15 protein-coding genes are annotated in these 16494 nt (G+C 66.4%); 4 read left to right on the top strand and 11 right to left on the bottom strand.

What is annotated here, in order from left to right; all coding sequences use genetic code 11:
- Positions 1-96: 96 nt before the first annotated feature.
- Both ABL843_RS13995 and ABL843_RS13990 read right to left on the bottom strand, forming a co-directional pair.
- Positions 97-756: a response regulator gene (locus ABL843_RS13995; protein WP_184638356.1), complete on the bottom strand. Its 660-nt coding sequence runs from the start codon at positions 754-756 to the stop codon at positions 97-99.
- Positions 757-819: 63 nt separating this feature from the next.
- Entirely contained in the window at positions 820-1590 is a 771-nt protein-coding gene (locus ABL843_RS13990; RefSeq protein ID WP_418120235.1) for an IclR family transcriptional regulator domain-containing protein, read from the bottom strand.
- A 153-nt stretch (positions 1591-1743) separates the two neighbouring features.
- Between ABL843_RS13990 and pobA the strand changes: the two genes are divergently transcribed.
- Positions 1744-2925, top strand: a complete 1182-nt coding sequence (gene pobA, locus ABL843_RS13985) for a 4-hydroxybenzoate 3-monooxygenase (RefSeq protein WP_418120234.1) — start codon at positions 1744-1746, stop codon at positions 2923-2925.
- Here pobA and ABL843_RS13980 read toward each other — a convergent pair.
- Genes ABL843_RS13980 through ABL843_RS13965 form a run of 4 tightly spaced genes read right to left on the bottom strand, consistent with a single transcriptional unit; the run spans position 2922 to position 6972 of the window.
- A complete protein-coding gene (locus ABL843_RS13980; protein ID WP_418120233.1) occupies positions 2922-3338 on the bottom strand; it encodes an SRPBCC family protein in 417 nt (138 codons plus the stop codon). The genes pobA and ABL843_RS13980 overlap by 4 nt on opposite strands.
- A gap of 16 nt (positions 3339-3354) precedes the next feature.
- Entirely contained in the window at positions 3355-3714 is a 360-nt protein-coding gene (locus ABL843_RS13975) for a VOC family protein (protein ID WP_093054451.1), read from the bottom strand.
- Positions 3693-4607, bottom strand: a complete 915-nt coding sequence (locus tag ABL843_RS13970; RefSeq protein WP_418120232.1) for a helix-turn-helix domain-containing protein — start codon at positions 4605-4607, stop codon at positions 3693-3695. The genes ABL843_RS13975 and ABL843_RS13970 overlap by 22 nt, the downstream gene beginning before the upstream one ends.
- A gap of 34 nt (positions 4608-4641) precedes the next feature.
- On the bottom strand, positions 4642-6972 hold the full coding sequence (locus ABL843_RS13965) for a xanthine dehydrogenase family protein molybdopterin-binding subunit (protein ID WP_418120231.1): 2331 nt from the start codon (positions 6970-6972) through the stop codon (positions 4642-4644).
- Positions 6973-7177: 205 nt separating this feature from the next.
- On the opposite strand from ABL843_RS13965, the gene aat reads away from it, so the two are divergent.
- From aat to ABL843_RS13950, 3 genes are read left to right on the top strand one after another with little or no spacing between them, the layout of a single operon-like run.
- Entirely contained in the window at positions 7178-7933 is a 756-nt protein-coding gene (gene aat, locus ABL843_RS13960) for a leucyl/phenylalanyl-tRNA--protein transferase (protein WP_126019173.1), read from the top strand.
- On the top strand, positions 7930-8679 hold the full coding sequence (locus ABL843_RS13955; protein ID WP_418120230.1) for an arginyltransferase: 750 nt from the start codon (positions 7930-7932) through the stop codon (positions 8677-8679). Before aat ends, ABL843_RS13955 begins: the two co-directional genes overlap by 4 nt.
- A gap of 30 nt (positions 8680-8709) precedes the next feature.
- A complete protein-coding gene (locus tag ABL843_RS13950) occupies positions 8710-9540 on the top strand; it encodes an IclR family transcriptional regulator (RefSeq protein ID WP_126019169.1) in 831 nt (276 codons plus the stop codon).
- 95 nt (positions 9541-9635) lie between these two features.
- Here the strand turns inward: ABL843_RS13950 and ABL843_RS13945 are convergent, their stop codons facing one another.
- The 5 genes from ABL843_RS13945 to ilvC form a co-directional block, all read right to left on the bottom strand.
- Positions 9636-10850 carry a serine hydrolase gene (locus tag ABL843_RS13945; RefSeq protein WP_126019166.1) on the bottom strand — a complete coding sequence of 405 codons (1215 nt, stop codon included), beginning with the start codon at positions 10848-10850 and terminating at the stop codon, positions 9636-9638.
- 116 nt (positions 10851-10966) lie between these two features.
- On the bottom strand, positions 10967-12505 hold the full coding sequence (locus ABL843_RS13940) for a 2-isopropylmalate synthase (protein WP_184638370.1): 1539 nt from the start codon (positions 12503-12505) through the stop codon (positions 10967-10969).
- A gap of 59 nt (positions 12506-12564) precedes the next feature.
- Positions 12565-14268: a 2-isopropylmalate synthase gene (leuA, locus tag ABL843_RS13935; protein ID WP_418120229.1), complete on the bottom strand. Its 1704-nt coding sequence runs from the start codon at positions 14266-14268 to the stop codon at positions 12565-12567.
- 186 nt (positions 14269-14454) lie between these two features.
- Positions 14455-15279 (bottom strand): CDP-diacylglycerol--serine O-phosphatidyltransferase, encoded by an 825-nt coding sequence (gene pssA / locus ABL843_RS13930; RefSeq protein WP_184638372.1) that lies wholly within the window; start codon positions 15277-15279, stop codon positions 14455-14457.
- 184 nt (positions 15280-15463) lie between these two features.
- Positions 15464-16480, bottom strand: a complete 1017-nt coding sequence (ilvC, locus tag ABL843_RS13925; protein ID WP_081266312.1) for a ketol-acid reductoisomerase — start codon at positions 16478-16480, stop codon at positions 15464-15466.
- Positions 16481-16494: the final 14 nt, after the last annotated feature.

Genomic DNA, 16494 nt, shown 5'->3' with positions numbered 1-16494 from the left:
GCGGGACGACACGGAACCGGCTTTGCCGGGCCGTAGGCGTCGCCCCCGGAAGGGGGTTGGCGAAGCGACACGAAGTGCGCGAAGCCTGGGGGCGAGTCATAGTTTCGGCACCATGTAGCCGACGCCGCGCACGTTGCGGATGAGCTCGGCGCCGAGCTTCTTGCGCAGGCCGTGCACGTACACCTCCACCGCGTTGCTGCTGATCTCGTCCTTCCAGCTGTAGAGCTTCTCCTCGAGCTGGGCGCGCGACAGCACCATCCCGGGCCGCGCCAGCAGCGGCTCCAGCACGGCCCATTCACGCGCCGACAGCACCACCGGCTGGCCGGCCACCGTGACCTCGCGCGTGGCCGGGTTGATGCTCACACCCATGTGCTCGTAAACAGGCTCGGCGCGTCCCGCCGCACGGCGCAGCAAGGCGCGGATGCGCGCCAGCAGCTCGTCGAGGTCGTAGGGCTTGAGCACGTAGTCGTCGGCGCCGGCATCGAGGCCTTCGATGCGCTGCTGCACCGAGTCGCGCGCCGTGGCGATCAGCACCGGCATGCGCTGCTTGCGGGCTCGCAGGTTGCGCAGCACCTCGAGCCCGTCGCGCCGGGGCACGCCGAGATCGAGCATCACCAGGTCGTATTGCTGGGTGCGCAGCGCCGTTTCGGCGGCCTCGCCGTCTTTCACCCAGTCCACGGCGTATTGTTCGGCGCGAAGCAGGTCGAGCACCGCTTCGCCGATCATCACGTCGTCTTCGAGAAGGAGCAGTCGCATGGTTGTGTCCGTTTCGGGGATTCGAGGCGCAGGCCGCGGCCAAAGTTCAGATTGGCTCCGAGCTCACAACAGAGACCGCACTTCGCGCGCGGCCTCGAAGAGCAGCGGCAGCATCTCGCGCTGCAGCGCTTCTTCCTGGTAGCGCGTGCCCGAGAGCACCACGTTCAGCGCCGCCACGGTGCGGCCCTGCATGTCACGCAGCGGCACGGCCAGCGCCTGCACGCCCAGCTCGTGCTCTTCGCTCGCGAAGCAGTAGTCGTCTTTACGCGTGCGGGCGATCAGTTGACGCAGGCCGCGCGCCTGCGTCACCGTGCGCGGCGTGAGCCGTGCGAGATGCCGGCCCTTGAGCCACTGCGTGAACTGCGCCGGTGCCATCGCCGCGAGCAGCACGCGCCCGGTGGAAGTGGCATGCGCGGGCAGCCGCGCCCCCAGGTGCAGGCCATAGGCCAGCACGCGCGTCGGCGTGCCGTAGCTGCCGCTGCGCGCAACGATGACCACCTCTTCCCCGTCGAGCACGACGGCCGAGAACGACTCGCCGGTCTGCGCCGCGAGCCGGTTCAGCGTGGGCTGCAGTGCCCGCGGCAATCGGGAAGACGCGAGATAGCTGCCCGAGAAGCGCAGCACCTTCGGCGCCATCCAGAAATAGCTGCCGTCGGTTTCCAGGTAGCCCAGGTGGGCCAGCGTCAGCAAATGGCGGCGGGCTGCTGCGCGCGTGAGGCCGGCGCGTTCGGCAGCCAGGGTGGCGTTCAGGCGCTGGCGCTCGGTGTCGAAGCTTTCGAGCACGGCCATGCCCTTGGCGATGCCCTCGATGAAGTCGGCCTTGGCGATGCTCATTCTTCGGTCGATGGAGGATGGGGTTCGTCGTCTGTGGAAGTGTTGCGCGATGATCGCGCACGCATTCGCATGATCGCACACAGCCGCACGCACGGCCTCCCTGGAAGGCCCCGTGCGCCCTACGCTCCGTGAAACCCTCTCGGAGACACGAACATGCGCACCCAGGTCGCCATCATCGGAGCCGGACCCGCCGGCCTTCTGCTCGGACAGCTTCTGTACAAGGCAGGCATCGACAACGTCATTGTCGAACGCCAGAGCGGCGACTACGTGCTTGGCCGCATCCGCGCCGGCGTGCTGGAGCAGGTCACGATGGACCTGCTGGCGCGTGCGGGCGTCGACGCCCGCGCCAAGGCCGAGGGACTGCCGCACGAGGGCATCGAGCTGCTCTTCAAGGGCGCGCGCCACCGCATCGACATGCACGGCCTCACGGGCGGCAAGCAGGTGACGGTGTATGGCCAGACGGAAGTGACGCGCGACCTGATGGAAGCGCGCGCGGCCGAAGGGCTCGCCACCATCTACAGCGCGGCAAACGTGAGCCTGCACGACTTCCAGTCGGGCAGGCCCCGCGTGCGCTACGAAAAGGATGGCCAGACGCACGAGATCGAATGCGACTTCATCGCCGGCTGCGACGGCTACCACGGCGTGAGCCGCGCCAGCGTGCCGGCCGATGCGATCCAGACCTACGAAAAGATCTACCCCTTCGGCTGGCTCGGCGTGCTGGCCGACGTGCCGCCCGTGTCGCACGAACTCATCTACGCCAACACCGAGCGCGGCTTCGCGCTGTGCAGCATGCGCAGCGCCACGCGCAGCCGCTACTACGTGCAGGTGCCCACCGAGGAGCGGGTGGAGAACTGGAGCGACGAGGCTTTCTGGAACGAGCTTCGCGCACGCCTCGACCCAGAAGCGCGCGAGCGACTGGTGACCGGGCCTTCGCTGGAGAAAAGCATTGCACCGCTGCGCAGCTTCGTCGCCGAGCCGATGCGCTTCGGCTCGCTGTTCCTGGCGGGCGACGCGGCGCACATCGTGCCGCCGACGGGCGCCAAGGGGCTGAACCTCGCCACGGCCGACGTCGGGTATCTCTCGCGCGCATTCGAAATCTTCTACGGCGAGAAGTCGGCCTCGGCGCTCGACCGCTATTCCGACCTGTGCCTGCGCCGCGTCTGGAAGGCCGAGCGCTTCTCGTGGTGGTTCACCTCGTTGATGCACCGTTTTCCGGAGACGGGCGCCTTCGGCCAGAAGATCCAGGAAGCCGAGCTCGACTACCTGGTGCATTCAGCCGCCGCCTCCACCGCGCTGGCGGAGAACTACGTCGGGCTGCCGCTCGAAGACTTCTAGGCCGCAGACGGAACCGGGCGACCTTCCAGCGCGGCCTTCATGGCAGCGCCGCCCTGCTCCATCATCGGGCCGATGTAGGCCGCCATCGCATCGGGCAGCACGTCGGTGATCCAGACGAAGCGCGAGCGGCCTTCGCCTTCCTCGAAAACCTGCGCCGTCGCATGGTGATGCCTCGCCTGCCCGCCGGTGACGGTGTAGGCCAGCCGACGATGGGTCTCGTCGATGCCCACCAGCAGTTCGCGCGCGACGAGGCCGTTGGCGAAGGTCAGGATCCGCGCGCCCTCCTCATCGATCGTGCAGTCCGTGAGAAAGCCCGGCGCGAGCCGCGTGTGCACCGCATCGAAGTCGCGCAGCGCGTCCCAGACCTGCGCCGCGCTCGCCTCGACGATGAATTCCTTGTAGACCGTGGCCATGGCGTGGAACCTCTCTTCAGGGGCAGACCGCTTCGACGTTGTTGCCGTCGGGGTCGATCAGGAAGGCAGCGTAATAGGTCGGGCTGTAGTCCGGCCTGGGGCCAGCGCCACCGTTGTCGGTGCCGCCGGCTTTCAGGCCGGCCTTGTGGAAGGCGGCCACGGCCTCGTGGTTCGGTGCACGGAATGCGATGTGAGTGCCCGGCCCCTTCGCGCCCTTGGCGGCGTAGAGCCACAGCGCGGGTTCGTCGGCCGGGCCGATGCCGGCGTAGCTGTCGTCGTGCGGGCCCGGCACATGGCCCAGCGGCGCGAGCGCTGCTTCGTAGAAGCGGCGGCTCGCGGCGAGGTCTTTGACTTTCAGTCCGATGTGGTCGTACATGATGGCTTCCTGCTCGATGTGTTGATCAGGAGTCCATCATCTAAGAGCGCCGCGATGCGTTCTTGGAGAATCTTGCGGTCGCCCCTGGCCGCCTTGCGGAAGCCGCCCGGCGACACGCCCGCTGCGCGATGGAAGGTGCGCACGAAGTTGCTGAGGTCGGCAAAGCCCACGTCAAGCGCCACCTCGGTCACGGGCCGGCTGTCGTCGTCGGCCAGCAGGCGCGCGGCATGCCGCAGGCGGGAGCGCACGAGGTACTGGTGCGGCGTCACGCCCAGCACCTGCGAAAAGAGCCGCAGGAAGTGGAAGGAGCTCAGGCCGGCTTCGGCAGCGGCGCCGTCGAGGCCGATGTCGTGCTGCAGGTTGGCGTCGATCCACATCGCGGCATCGACCGCGCGGCGGCGGTCGCGAGAGATGGCCGGGGACGGCAACTTTGGCTTCGCTCGCCCCGAGACGACCTCGACGAAGCGGCTCGCGAACCACATGCCCAGTTCGTCCAGCCCCACGTCGCTCTGTCCGTCGGCCGCAGCCTGCGCCAGCTCGCCGATGACCACGAGTTCGGCCAGCGGCGGCACACCGCCGGTGCGCCAGGTCTTGCGGTCACCGCCGATCAGGTCGACGAAGCCCGGCGACAGATGAAAGGCCAGGCACTCGTCGCCGCAGACATGGTGGTCGTGCGTGCAGACGTACTCGTCGCCCGGACAGCCGACCAGCACCGAGCCGGCGACCAGCTCATAGGCATTGCCGCGCGTGCGATAGCCGAAGCTGCCCCTTCGCACGTACGAGACCGAATGGCCTTCGTGCAGCTCGGTGAAGGGCTGCGCGTCGGGCCCCGCGTCGCAGCGGTAGCTGGCGATGCGGATCGCATCGGTCCGGACCTCGGTGGTGACAAGCATGGCCGGTGCCTTTCTGCCCCACGAAAACGATTGCTCAATCGACCGTTTGCATCGCCTGCCAGACACGCGCAGGGCTCAGCGGCATGTGCAGCCGCGGCGCGCGCGTAGCGAAGCCGTTGCGCGCGAAGGCGTCGGCCACCGCATTCACGATGGCCGGCGTGGCGCCGATGGTGCCCAGCTCGCCCACGCCCTTCACGCCCAGCGGGTTGTTCTTGCAGGGCGTCGACTCGTCCATCTCCATGTTGAACATGGTGTCGACGATGTCGGCGCGCGGGGCGGCGTAGTCCATCAGGCTGCCGGTGACGGGCTGGCCGGTCTCGTGGTCGTACACCACCTGCTCGTACAGCGCCTGGCCGATGCCCTGCACCGCACCGCCTTCGAGCTGGCCGCGCACGATCATCGGATTGATGACGCGGCCCACGTCGTTGACCGAGCTGTAGGCCACCACGCTGATCTCGCCGGTGGGCGGATCGATCTCGATCTCGCAGATGTGGCAGCCGTTGGGCCAGGTGGGGCCGGCCACGGTGCTGGTGGAGTCGACGAAGATCTCGCGCCCCGGTTGCTTGGCCGCCAGGGTGAAGAGGTCGAGTTCCAGGTCGGTGCCGGCCACGTTGAAGACGCCTCGGCTGTAGACGATGTCGTCGAGCGCCGCCTCGAACTCCTGCGCGGCCAGTTCGCGAGCCTTGTCGATGGTGCGCTCGGCGCCGATGCGCACGGCCGAGCCGCCGGTGAAGAGAGAGCGCGAGCCGGCGCTGCCGAAGCCGTCGCCGCGGTCGGTGTCGCCCAGCACCACGCGCACCTTCTCGATGGGCACGCCGAAGGCATCCACGGCGAGCTGGGCCAGCGAGGTGGCAATGCCCTGCCCCATGGCGTTGACGGCCGAGAAAACCTCGATCACGCCGTCGGCCTGCACCGAGACGGTGACGCGTTCCTCGAACACGTTGCCGCCGGTCCATTCGAGGAAAGTGGCGATGCCCAGGCCGCGGTGCTTGCCACGGCCGGCCGACTCGGCGGCGCGTCTCTCGAAACCCTGCCAGTCGGCGAGCGTGAGCGCCTGGTCCATCACCGACTCGAAGTTGCCCGTGTCGTAGGTCTGCGCCATCGGGTTCTTGTACGGCATCTGCTCGGGGCGGATGAAGTTGCGCCGGCGCAGCACGATGCGGTCGATGCCGGTCTGGCGCGCGGCCTCGTCCATGAGCCGTTCGATGGTGAAGATGGCTTCGGGGCGGCCCGCGCCGCGGTAGGCGCCAGTGGGAGCGGTGTTGGTGAGCACCGCCTTGAAATGGAAGTCGATGGTCTGGATGTCGTAGACGCTGGTCTGCACCCAGGGGCCGATCAGCAGCTGGATCGCGACGCCGGTGCCGGTCGCGTAGGCGCCGACGTTGGCCAGCGTCTTGATGCGCAGCGCGAGGATCTTGCCGTCGGCGTCGAGTGCCATCTCGGCGCGCGCCTCGATGTCGCGGCCGTGCGCGCTGGAGAGGAACTCCTCGCTGCGGTCGGCCACCCACTTCACCGGCCGGTCCACCTGCAGCGCCGCATAGGCGACGGCGATGTCCTCCGGGTAGGCGCCGGTCTTCATGCCGAAGCCGCCGCCGACATCTCCCACCACCACGCGCACCTTTTCCTTGGGCAGGCCGATGGCGGCGCAGATGGAATCGCGCACGCCGGAGGGCATCTGGGTGCTCATGCGGATCGTGAGGCGGCCGGTTTCGGCGTCGCGCGCCGCGAGCACCGAGCGCGGCTCGATCGTCAGGGCGACCACGCGCTGGTTGTTCACGTCGAGCGCGACCACGTGGCTGGCCTTGGCGAAGGCGGCCGTGGCGGCTTCGCTGCTGCCGTGGCGCATTTCGGCGGAGATGTTGCCGGTGGCCTCCTCGCACAGCAGCGGCGCGCCTTCCGCGGTGGCGCTGGCGAGGTCGACCACCATGGGCAGGTCTTCGTAGTCGACCATGATGGCTTCGGCGGCATCGCGCGCCTGCTGCACGGTGTCGGCCACCACGGCAGCCACCACTTCGCCGACGAAACGGGTGCGCTCGTGGGCGATGGCTCGGCGCGGCGGGCTGGCGCTGTCGCTGCCGTCGGCGCGCTTGAAGCCGGCGGCGCCAGGAAGAGGTTTGACGCCGGCCTCCACCATCTCGGCGCCGGTGATCACTCGCAGCACGCCGGGCATGGCGGCGGCGGCGCTGGTGTCGATGGACAGGATGCGCGCGTGCGGGTAAGAGGATCGAAGGAAGACGAGGTGCGCCTGCTCGGGGAGCGTGACGTCGTCGGTGTAGCGGCCGGCGCCCGACAGAAGGCTTTCATCTTCCAGGCGGCGCACTGCCTGGCCGCTGCCGAAGCGGGTGGGATTGGGTTCAGTGGTCAACGTTGTCCTCTTGTACTTATCCCCGGCGCGCGCTCGGGCCTGCCTGATCTGTTCGTGGGTGCTGCGGATGCAAGCTGTGCACTATAGGGTTTCCGGCCGGTCTTGTGGTGCCGTGGCGTGTGGGCCGAACGCTGGTGGCGATATCGGCGACCAGCGATTTTCGCCCACTGGATTGGTGTTTGCGAAGCCGTGTATACCTATGCCCATGCGACAACTTCCCTGGCTGGAACCTGGAGATGCCCTGCCCGACCCCGCCTCGGCCTGGGGTGTGGCCGACCCGGTGCCCGGCCTGCTGGCCGCCGGAGGTGCTCTCGACGTCGATACTCTGATGCAGGCCTACGGCAACTGTGTCTTTCCCTGGTTCAGCGAGGACCAGCCGATCCTGTGGTGGAGCCCCGACCCACGCATGGTGCTGCAGGTGGACGAGTTCAGGCTGCACCGCTCTCTGCGCAAGACCCTGGCGCGCTTCGTGGAAACGCCCGGCTGCGAGGTGCGCATCGACCACGGTTTCGAGGCCGTCATCAGGGCCTGCTCGGCCTCGCCGCGGGTGGGCCAGTCGGGCACCTGGATCGTGCCGGACATGGTGGCCGCCTATACGGATTTGCACCGCGCGGGCCACGCCCACAGCGTCGAGACCTGGATCGATGGCGAACTGGCGGGCGGCCTCTACTGCGTTTCGCTGGGCCGCGCGGTGTTCGGCGAGTCGATGTTCACCCGCCGGCCGGACGCATCGAAGATCGCGCTGGCCGCGCTGGTGTCGCTATGCCGCCACTTCGGCGTGCGGATGATCGACTGCCAGCAGAACACCGCCCACCTCGCGAGCCTCGGCGCACGCGAAATGGCCCGCAAGCGCTTCGTCGCGCACGTGGCGGGGGCACGGCAGCAAGAGGGCCCACGGTGGCGATTCGAGCCCGTATACTGGTCCGAACTCCTTTCAGCGCGACCTCCTTCCCTGACGTGACGCACCTCAAGGACCTCCCGCTTCACACGCTGCAGTTCTACGCGACTGCGCCCTACCCGTGCAGCTACCTGCCGGACCGGCAAGCCCGCTCGCAAGTGGCCACGCCCAGCCACCTGATCCACAACGACGCCTATTCAGACCTGGTGCTCAGCGGCTTCCGGCGCAGCGGCATGTTCACCTACCGGCCGTACTGCGATGGTTGCCGGGCCTGCATTCCGCTGCGCGTGCGGGCCAATGCCTTCCATCCCAACCGCAGCCAGCGCCGGGCGCTGAAGCAGCATGCAAACCTGCAGGCCCGCGTGCTCAAGCTGTGCTTCATGCCGGAGCACTACCAGCTCTACCTGCGCTACCAGAACGGCCGCCATGCGGGCGGCGGCATGGACCACGACAGCATCGACCAGTACACCCAGTTCCTGCTCCAAAGCCGCGTCAACTCGCGGCTGGTGGAATTCCGCGAGACCCAGCCCGACGGCAGCGCGGGAGCGCTCAGGATGGTGTCGATCCTCGATGTGCTCAACGACGGCATCTCGGCCGTCTACACCTTCTACGAGCCCGATTCGAGCGTCGGCTACGGCACCTACAGCGTGCTATGGCAGATCGAGCAGGCCCGCAAGCTCGGGCTGCCGCACGTCTACCTGGGCTACTGGATCGAGCACAGCCCCAAGATGAACTACAAGGCGCGCTTCTCCCCTCATGAAGTGTTGTTGGATGGCCGCTGGCAGCCGCCAAACGATTTCACAAGGTAAAATGGCGCTCGGTCATCACCGCAGAGCGCCATGAGAAAAAACCAATCCGACATTCCCGCCGTTCCCGTGATCCAGGTGATCGAGCGCATGTTTGCGCTGATCGACGTCCTGGCATCTCGCGAGGACGCCATTTCGCTGAAGGAGATCAGCGAAAAGACGGGGCTCCACCCGTCGACCACGCACCGCATCCTCAACGACCTGGCCGTTGGCCGTTTCGTCGACCGCCCCGAGGCCGGCAGCTACCGGCTCGGCATGCGCCTGCTGGAGCTGGGCAACCTGGTCAAGGGCCGGCTCAACGTGCGCGACGCGGCCCTGGGCCCGATGCGCGAGCTGCACAAGCTGACGCAGCAGCCCGTCAACCTCAGCATGCGCCAGGGCGACGAGATCGTGTACATCGAGCGCTCCTACAGCGAGCGCTCGGGCATGCAGGTGGTGCGTGCCATCGGCGGCCGCGCCGCGCTGCACCTGACTTCGACCGGCAAGCTGTTCCTGGCGGCCGATGACCCGCAACGGGTACGCAGCTACGCCACCCGCACCGGCCTGGCGGGCCACACGCGCAACAGCATCACCCAGCTGCCGGCGCTGGAGCGCGAGTTGTCGAAGGCGCGCCAATACGGCATTGCCCGCGACAACGAAGAACTGGAGTTGGGTGTGCGCTGCATGGCCGCAGGCATCTACGACGACCAGGGCAAGCTGGTGGCGGGGCTGTCGATCTCCGCGCCGGCCGACCGGCTGGACGAGGGCTGGCTGCCCAAGCTGCAGGCGACGGCAAACGAAATCTCGGGTGCGCTGGGGTTCAAGGAAGGCATGCCGGCAACGCCGTCACCCTCGGGGGGGTCTGCACCATCGGCCAGCGTCTGACAAGCGGGCCAAACAGCCCCCCCAAGCAAAACAGGCCCCGAGAGGGCCTGTTTTTCGTTGGAGGTGCAGGGCCGGGGACTTGCCCGATCGGCCGATCAGCCAGCCACCTGGTAAGCAGCATTGCGCGACGAAGCCGCCGGCGAGCCCACCGAGTGCGTGGCTTCCACCCAGCGGCGGACGCGCTCCGCATCGGCGATACGGCTGAACTTGCCGGCCGAATCCAGGAACACCATGATCAGCTTGCGGCCCGCCACCCGCGCCTGCATCACGAGGCACTGGCCCGCTTCGGAGATGTAGCCGGTCTTCTGCACGCCGATTTCCCAGTCGGGGCTCTTCACGAGGCGGTTGGTGGTGTTGAACTGCAGCACTCGGTTGCCGACTTCGACCTGGTATTCAGGCGAGGTGGACAGCGAACGCACCGTGGCATCGGCATAGGCGGCATTGACCAGCAGCGCCAGGTCTTGCGCGCTCGACTGGTTGCGGCTTGAGAGGCCCGTGGGCTCCACGTAGCGCGTGTCCTTCATGCCGAGCATCTTGGCCTTGGCGTTCATGATGCTCACGAAGGTCGTCAGGCCACCCGGGTAGGTACGCCCCAGCGCGTGCGCGGCGCGGTTTTCGCTCGACATCAGCGCCAGGTGCAGCAGCTCGCCGCGCGAGAGCGTGGTGCCTACCGTCAGGCGCGAGCTGCTGCGCTTCTCGGTGTCGACATCGTCCTGGGTGATGGTGATGAGTTCGTCGTTCGGCAGATGGGCCTCGCTGATGAGCAGGCCGGTCATGAGCTTGGTGAGCGAGGCGATCGGCAGCACGGCATGGTCGTTCTTGCTGAACAGCACTTCGTGGGTGTCCTGGTCGATAACCAGGGCGACGCTCGACTTCAGGTCGAGCGCGTCTTCGGTTCCATGCAGCCCGGCCATCTGGCCGAAGGACTGGCGCGCGGGCGCCTCGACAACGCGAACCACCGAGCGGCGCTGCACGGCCACCACGGTCTTGCCGTTCTTCTTGTGGATGGTGGCGACCACGTTGCGGCCGCCGCGAACCACCTTCTCGGCACGTTCGGCCTTTTCGGCACGGCCGCCGCGCTTGGCGACAGTGGCGGTCTTGGAGGAAGCGGCGTTGCGCTTGACTTCGACCGGCACCGGCCCCTTCGCCTTCTTGGAGGCGACGGCGGTCTTGGCGGCGGCGGGCTTTTCCTTCTTCGCGGCCTGGGCGCCAGGCAGCAAAAACGCCGTGGCGCAGAGCGCGACGGCGATGGCTTTGAAAGCGGGCAGGAACCGCTGGCTGGAAACTCGGCGTAGGCGGGCTTCAGGCATTAAAAAATCTCCAGCGGCAAAAACGAGGACCGCAGTGTATCGAAATCAAAAAAGACACGCAATATCAGTTACTTGCATCCTCTTCTTCATTCGAATATCAAGGATCGCCCGACAACCTAACCTTGTGCCGCAACTCTCTCAGCTTGGCTCTGTAACTTGTTGAGCGCACTCAAATAAGCCTTAGCCGAAGCGACAACGATGTCCGGATCTGCACCCACACCGTTGACCACCCGCCCTGCGTTTTGTAACCGGACTGTAACTTCTCCCTGGCTTTCCGTCGAGCCGCTGATGGCATTTACAGAGTAAAGAACCATTTCGGCACCGCTCTTGACGTGCGACTCGATGGCCTTCAGGGAAGCATCAACCGGGCCATTTCCGTCGGATTCGCCGGTGACTTCCTTGCCCTGGACGGTGAACACGATTTTCGCCTGGGGGCGCTCGCCGGTTTCGCTGTGCTGGGAGAGAGAGACGAAAGCAAACTGCTCACCAACGTTCGACACCTCTTCGGCGCTGACGAGCGCAAGAATGTCCTCGTCGAAAATCTCCGACTTCCGGTCGGCCAGCTCCTTGAAGCGCAGGAAGGCGGCGTTGATCTCGCCCTCGCTGTCCATGGCCACGCCCAGCTCCTGCAGGCGCTGCTTGAAGGCGTTGCGACCGCTGAGCTTGCCCAGGACGATCTTGTTGGCCGTCCAGCCCACGTCCTCGGCGCGCATGATTTCGTAGGTGTCGCGCGCCTTGAGCACACCGTCTTGGTGGATGCCCGAAGCGTGCGCGAAGGCATTGGCCCCCACCACTGCCTTGTTGGGCTGCACCACGAAACCGGTGGTCTGGCTGACCATGCGGCTCGCGGCCACGATGTGTTGCGTGTCGATGCGCAGGTCGAGACCGAAGTAGTCCTTGCGGGTCTTCACAGCCATCACGACCTCTTCGAGCGAGCAGTTGCCCGCGCGCTCGCCCAGGCCGTTGATGGTGCACTCCACCTGGCGCGCGCCGCCGATCTTCACGCCGGCCAGCGAGTTCGCCACGGCCATGCCCAGGTCGTTGTGGCAGTGCACCGACCAGATCGCCTTGTCGCTGTTGGGAATGCGCTCGCGCAGCATCTTGATGAAGTTGCCGTAGAGCTCGGGGATAGCGTAGCCGACGGTGTCGGGCACGTTGATGGTGGTGGCGCCCTCGTTGATCACGGTCTCGAGCACGCGGCACAGGAAGTCGGGGTCGCTGCGATAGCCGTCTTCCGGGCTGAACTCCACGTCGCCGATCTGGTTGCGCGCGAAGCGCACGGCCAGCCTGGCCTGCTCATGAACCTCGTCGGGCGACATGCGCAGCTTCTTTTCCATGTGAAGCGGCGAAGTTGCGATGAAGGTGTGGATCCGCCCCCGGGCGGCGCCCTTCAGGGCCTCGGCCGCGCGCCCGATGTCGCGGTCGTTGGCGCGCGAGAGACCGCACACCGTCGAATCCTTGATCGCGTTGGCGATCGCCTTCACCGCCTCGAAGTCGCCGTTCGAGCTGGCCGGGAAGCCGGCCTCGATGACGTCGACCTTCAGCCGCTCCAGCAGCTTGGCGATGCGCATCTTCTCGTCGCGCGTCATCGAGGCGCCCGGCGATTGCTCGCCGTCGCGCAGGGTGGTGTCGAAAATGATCAGCTGGTCGGTCATCGTGGTTCTCCTTCGTACGCGCCCTTCCTGCGCGTCCGGACCGGACCAGCGCTTCAGCGTCAGGCGACTTCAACCACTGATTGTGCGCTGTGCGCGCCCCGGGCACGCGCACGTTGCACGCCCGAGACGATCGCCTTCAGCGAGGCCGTGACCACGTTCGCGTCCACGCCGACGCCGAAGAGTGTCTGGTTGCCGTCCACGCGCAGCTCCAGGTAGGCCACCGACTTGGCGTCGGCACCCGCGCCGATGGCGTGCTGGTGGTAGTCCATCACGCGCACGGAATGGCCAGTGGCCTGGCTCAGCGCCTGGGTGAAGGCGTCGATGGGGCCGTTGCCGCGGCCTTCGATGGCGCGGACTTCACCGTCCCAATGCACGTCGGCGTGAATTGCCACGGCGGCGTCGGCGCCCTCGCTCTTCTCCTCGATCAGGCGGTGCCGCAGCGATTGCGCGGTCTCGATGCCGTATTCGCGCACGAACAGCTGCCAGAGGTCGGCGGCGGTGAGCTCCTTGCCGGCCACGTCCATCACGCGCTGCACCGACTGCATGAATTCCATCTGCAGGCGGCGCGGCATCTCGATGCCGTATTCGCTCTCGAGCAGGTAGGCCATGCCGCCCTTGCCCGACTGGCTGTTCACGCGGATCACGGCCTCGTAGCTGCGGCCCACGTCCTTCGGGTCGATGGGGAGGTACGGGATCTCCCAGATGTCGCCGTCCTTGCGTGCCGCGAAGGCCTTCTTGATCGCATCCTGGTGCGAGCCCGAGAACGAGGTGTAGACCAGGTCGCCCACGTACGGATGGCGCGGGTGCACCGGGATCTGGTTGCAGTGCTCGACCGTCGCGCGGATCTCGTCGATGTTCGAGAAGTCGAGCTCCGGCGAGACGCCCTGGGTGTAGAGGTTGAGCGCAACGTTGACCAGGTCGAGGTTGCCCGTGCGCTCGCCGTTGCCGAAGAGGCAGCCTTCGATGCGCTCGGCGCCGGCCATCAAGGCCAGTTCGCCGGCCGCCGTACCGGTGCCGCGGTCATTGTGCGGATGCACGCACAGCACGATGGAGTCGCGGCGAGCGAGGTTGCGGTGCATCCACTCGATCATGTCGGCGAAGATGTTCGGCGTGGAGTGCTCGACCGTGGTGGGCAGGTTGACGATGCACTTGCGTTCGGGCGTCGGCGCCCAGACTTCGGTGACGGCATCGACCACGCGCTTGGAGAAGTGGACGTCGGTGCCCGAGAACATTTCGGGCGAGTACTGGAAGGTCCACTTCGTGTTCGGCTGCCTGGCGGCGAACTCGTTGAACATGCGCGCGTGGCTGCTGGCGAGCTCGACGATCTGGTCTTCGTCCATGCCGAGCACCACGCGGCGCATCATGGGCGCGACGGCGTTGTAGAGGTGCACGATGGCGCGCGGGGCGCCCTGCAGCGCTTCGAAGGTGCGAGCGATGAGGTGGTCGCGCGCCTGCGTCAGCACCTGGATCGTCACGTCGTCGGGAATGCGGTCTTCCTCGATGAGCTTGCGCACGAAATCGAACTCGATCTGCGAAGCAGAGGGAAAGCCGACTTCGATCTCCTTGAAGCCGATGGCCACGAGGGTTTCGAACATGCGCATCTTGCGCGCGATGTCCATGGGCTCGACCAGGGCCTGGTTGCCATCACGCAGATCGGTCGACAGCCAGATCGGCGCCTTGGTCAGCACGGCATCGGGCCAGGTACGGTCCTTGAGGCCGATCGGGGCGAATGCGCGATATTTGCTTTGAGGTTGCTTGAGCATGTCGATTTCTCTTAGATGGTTGGTAATCGACCAGCAACCCCAAAAAACAAACGGCCCGTTGCTGGTGCGAACGGGCCGTGGTGAGGGATTTGCGCGTGCGCTACCGTCTCCGCCCGTGAGGGAGGTCTAGTAGGGCCAGCAGCGAAATCTTGTTCATGAGGGTGACGAATGTAGCACAAGCCACGCTCAGTTATGCAAGCCCCGTTCGTCGGGCTCCTCGGTCGACGTGCTGATCACGCTGGCCTGCTGGCCCTTGGCCTTGCGCCATGCATAGACCACGTAGCCGCTCAGGCCATAGACGACGAACAGGCCGAACAGCACTGTCGGCGGATGGATGTTGATGACGGCAATGCCCAGCGCGATCAGCACGATCACCGCGAACGGCACGCTCTTCTTCATCTGGATGTCCTTGAAGCTGTAGAACGGCGCGTTGGTGACCATCGTGAGGCCCGCGTACAGCGTGAACGCGAAAGTCACCCATGTGATCTGCGTCCACGAGAGATACAGCACCTCGCCCCCCCGCTTGCCCCACTCGTTCACCAGCCAGATGAAGCCCGCCACGAGCGCCGCGGCCGCGGGCGACGGCAGCCCCTGGAACCAGCGCTTGTCGACCACGCCGGTGTTGACGTTGAAGCGCGCGAGCCGCAGCGCCGCGCAGGCGCAGTACACGAAGGCCGCGATCCAGCCCCAGCGGCCCAGTCCCTTGAGCGACCACTCGTAGGCGATGAGCGCCGGCGCCGCGCCGAAGGACACCATGTCGGACAGCGAATCCATCTGCTCGCCGAACGCGCTCTGCGTGTTGGTCATGCGCGCGACGCGGCCATCGAGGCTGTCGAGGATCATCGCCGCGAACACGCCGAGCGCCGCGAGATCGAAGCGCGCGTTCATGGCCATCACGACCGAATAGAAGCCGCCGAAAAGCGCCGCCAGCGTGAACAGGTTCGGCAGGATGTAGATGCCCTTGCGGCGCTTGCGCGGCTGCACATCGTCGGGGAGCGTGTCGTCATGCATTGAATTTGCCTCCATCCCTCGTGGGCACTGCGCTGGCAGCTATCCATTCGATAGCATCTTGATCTTTGAATCGCATGGTTCGCAGTGTAGTTCAGGGGCCGCGCCGCCCCTCGTCAAACAAAAGGGCCACCGCAACGGGTGGCCCTCGGGAAATGGGCGCCGAAGCGCCCTTGTGGCTCGCAGGTCAGTTGCGGGTCTGGTCGACCAGCTTGTTCTTCTTGATCCAGGGCATCATCGCGCGCAGCTTTTCGCCGACGACTTCGATCTGGTGCTCTGCATTCAGGCGGCGGCGGCTGATCAGCGTGGGAGCGCCGGCGGCGTTTTCCAGCACGAAGCTCTTGGCGTACTCGCCGGTCTGGATGTCCTTCAGCACCTGCTTCATGACCTTCTTGGTCTCTTCGGTCACGACGCGCGGGCCGGTGACGTACTCGCCGTACTCGGCGTTGTTCGAGATCGAGTAGTTCATGTTGGCGATGCCGCCTTCGTAGATCAGGTCGACGATCAGCTTCAGCTCGTGCAGGCACTCGAAGTACGCCATTTCGGGCGCGTAGCCGGCTTCCACCAGCGTCTCGAAGCCGGCCTTGATCAGCTCGACCGTGCCGCCGCACAGAACCGCTTGTTCGCCGAACAGGTCGGTCTCGGTTTCTTCGCGGAAGTTGGTCTCGATGATGCCGGCCTTGCCGCCGCCGTTGGCGGTGGCGTAGCTCAGCGCGAGGTCACGCGCCTTGCCGGTCTTGTCCTGGTGCACCGCCACGAGGTGGGGCACGCCGCCACCTTGGGTGTAGGTGCTGCGCACAGTGTGGCCAGGGGCCTTGGGAGCGACCATCCACACGTCGAGGTCGGCGCGCGGCTGAACGAAGCCGTAATGCACGTTGAAGCCGTGCGCGAACACCAGCGAAGCGCCTTCCTTGATGTTGGGGGCGACGTCGTTCTTGTAGACGTTGGCGATCTGCTCGTCGGGCAGCAGGATCATCACGACGTCGGCGGCCTTCACGGCGTCGGCGACTTCGGCGACCTTCAGCCCGGCCTTCTCGACCTTGGGCCACGAGGCGCCACCCTTGCGCAGGCCGACCACGACCTTGACGCCGCTGTCGTTCAGGTTCTGTGCGTGCGCATGGCCTTGCGAGCCGTAGCCGATGATTGCAACCGTCTTGCCCTTGATGAGGCTCAGGTCAGCGTCCTTGTCGTAGTAAACCTTCATTTGAATCTCTCCTA

It is taken from the genome of Variovorax sp. 350MFTsu5.1 (genome assembly GCF_048302515.1).
In the GTDB taxonomy this organism is placed as follows: Bacteria; Pseudomonadota; Gammaproteobacteria; order Burkholderiales; family Burkholderiaceae_C; genus Variovorax; species Variovorax guangxiensis.
The sequence above is the reverse complement of the archived record's forward strand: the minus strand, read 5'-3'. Positions and strand labels throughout refer to the sequence as shown.

Coding starts and splice junctions, on each gene's coding strand:
- ABL843_RS13995 (WP_184638356.1), bottom strand. CDS start 756: ATGCGACTGCTCCTTCTCGAAGACGACGTGATGATCGGCGAAGCGGTG.
- ABL843_RS13990 (WP_418120235.1), bottom strand. CDS start 1,590: ATGAGCATCGCCAAGGCCGACTTCATCGAGGGCATCGCCAAGGGCATG.
- pobA (WP_418120234.1), top strand. CDS start 1,744: ATGCGCACCCAGGTCGCCATCATCGGAGCCGGACCCGCCGGCCTTCTG.
- ABL843_RS13980 (WP_418120233.1), bottom strand. CDS start 3,338: ATGGCCACGGTCTACAAGGAATTCATCGTCGAGGCGAGCGCGGCGCAG.
- ABL843_RS13975 (WP_093054451.1), bottom strand. CDS start 3,714: ATGTACGACCACATCGGACTGAAAGTCAAAGACCTCGCCGCGAGCCGC.
- ABL843_RS13970 (WP_418120232.1), bottom strand. CDS start 4,607: ATGCTTGTCACCACCGAGGTCCGGACCGATGCGATCCGCATCGCCAGC.
- aat (WP_126019173.1), top strand. CDS start 7,178: ATGCGACAACTTCCCTGGCTGGAACCTGGAGATGCCCTGCCCGACCCC.
- ABL843_RS13950 (WP_126019169.1), top strand. CDS start 8,710: ATGAGAAAAAACCAATCCGACATTCCCGCCGTTCCCGTGATCCAGGTG.
- ABL843_RS13945 (WP_126019166.1), bottom strand. CDS start 10,850: ATGCCTGAAGCCCGCCTACGCCGAGTTTCCAGCCAGCGGTTCCTGCCC.
- ABL843_RS13940 (WP_184638370.1), bottom strand. CDS start 12,505: ATGACCGACCAGCTGATCATTTTCGACACCACCCTGCGCGACGGCGAG.
- leuA (WP_418120229.1), bottom strand. CDS start 14,268: ATGCTCAAGCAACCTCAAAGCAAATATCGCGCATTCGCCCCGATCGGC.
- pssA (WP_184638372.1), bottom strand. CDS start 15,279: ATGCATGACGACACGCTCCCCGACGATGTGCAGCCGCGCAAGCGCCGC.
- ilvC (WP_081266312.1), bottom strand. CDS start 16,480: ATGAAGGTTTACTACGACAAGGACGCTGACCTGAGCCTCATCAAGGGC.